This is a genomic window from Pirellulales bacterium, assembly GCA_036499395.1.
Classification (GTDB): Bacteria; Planctomycetota; Planctomycetia; order Pirellulales; family JACPPG01; genus JACPPG01.
The window spans coordinates 1-1,609 of the sequence record DASYDW010000061.1; the positions used below are offsets into that span (position 1 = coordinate 1).

General features: G+C 59.8%; 1 protein-coding gene. It reads left to right on the forward strand.

Annotated features, from left to right (window positions below):
- Positions 1-174: 174 nt before the first annotated feature.
- Positions 175-1,473: an ISNCY family transposase gene (locus VGN12_08720; protein ID HEY4309520.1), complete on the forward strand. Its 1,299-nt coding sequence runs from the start codon at positions 175-177 to the stop codon at positions 1,471-1,473.
- The last annotated feature ends 136 nt before the right edge of the window (positions 1,474-1,609 follow it).

Consider the following 1,609-nt stretch of genomic DNA (forward strand, 5'->3'; position numbering starts at 1 on the left):
GATCAAGCCCAAGGAAGTGAAACGCGTCCAACAAGGTCTTACGCGTATTCAATCGAATGTCCTTGCCGACGATAAGCGGGTTAGCGCCGAGCAGCAATTCTAAAAGTACGAAATATTGAAATTTTTGGGATTCGCGAATCAGCCAAAGTCTGATTCAGGGTTGGGATGCAGCTCTTGCCCTCCCTTTTATCTGAATTGCAGGCGGTTTGTGCGACTTTTTCCGACCCGCGCAAGGGGCGAGGCGGCAACATTGCGGTCGCGGATTTCGGTCTGTCGGCGTTTGCGATGTTCTTCATGCAGAGCGCGTCGTTTCTGGCCTACCAGCGCACGATGGAGAAAGGCCACGGCCGCTCCAATTGCCGGACGTTGTTCGGCATCGGCCGAATTCCCTCCGACAATTACATCCGCGACTTTCTGGACGAGGCGGACCCCGCGCTCCTGCAGCCCTGTTTCGAACGTATGGAGGCGCTGTTGAGCGAGCCGCCGATGCGGCAAGCCTTCGGCCGGCTGGGCGGAAGGACCCTGATCGCCTTGGACGGAACCGAGTTCTTCTGCTCGCAGAAACTCGGCTGCCCGCACTGCCTGACGCGCAAGCGCGCCAACGGCAAGACCGAGAGCTATCATTCTATGCTGTCGGCGACGGTCGTGACGCCCGGCCACTCCAAGGTCGTGCCGTTGGCGCCGGAATTCATCGCGCCCCAGGATGGCGCCGAAAAGCAGGACTGCGAACGCAACGCTGTCAGGCGCTGGTTCGCCAAGCACGGCGCGCGGCTGGCGCCGTTGCGCCCCGTGTTCCTCGGCGACGATCTGTTCGCCTGCCATCCCGTCGCCAAGATGATCACGGATGCCGGCGACGATTTCATCTTCACTTGCAAGCCGACTTCCCACAAGACGCTGTACGACTTCATCGACGGGGCCGAGTTCCGTCGCCACGAGGAGAAAGTCCGCCGCCGCAATACGAAAGAGACGCTCCGTTATCGCTGGATCGAGGCGGTACCGCTGCGCGACGGCAAGGACGCGATCCTGGTCAACTGGATTGGCTTCGAGATTGTCGACGCCAAGGGCAAGGTCAAATATTCCATGGCCTGGGTGACCAGCCTTCCCGTCTCCAAGGACAATGTAGCCGAGATCGTCGCCTGCGGTCGGGCGCGATGGAAGATCGAAAACGAGAGCTTCAACGTGTTGAAAAACCACGGCTACGAACTCGAACACAATTTCGGCCATGGCCAGAGGTTTCTCGCGATGACGCTGGCGGCCCTCAATCTGCTCGCCTTCGCCTGGCACACCGTGCTCGAACTGCTCGAACCACCCTGGCAGGCCGCTCGCGAAGCGGCGGTCAAGCGAACCAGCTTCTTCGCCCACATCCTCATGTTGAGCGCCTACGTAATCTTTCCCTCCTGGCTGGTTTTCCTCCAATCCCTCGCCACCTTCTCGATCCCACCGGACCTCATAAAAGCCGGAGACAGCCCGTGAACGTCGAGAAGGTTCCTACTTCTAGAATTGCTGCGGCGCTGCGCGACCGCTTGTATCGACGCCGCGTTTCTGTCATCATTAGCGAGATAGGACAGCCGTACTGACCATTCGAGCGACGCTTGGGGCGCGCGAGGTG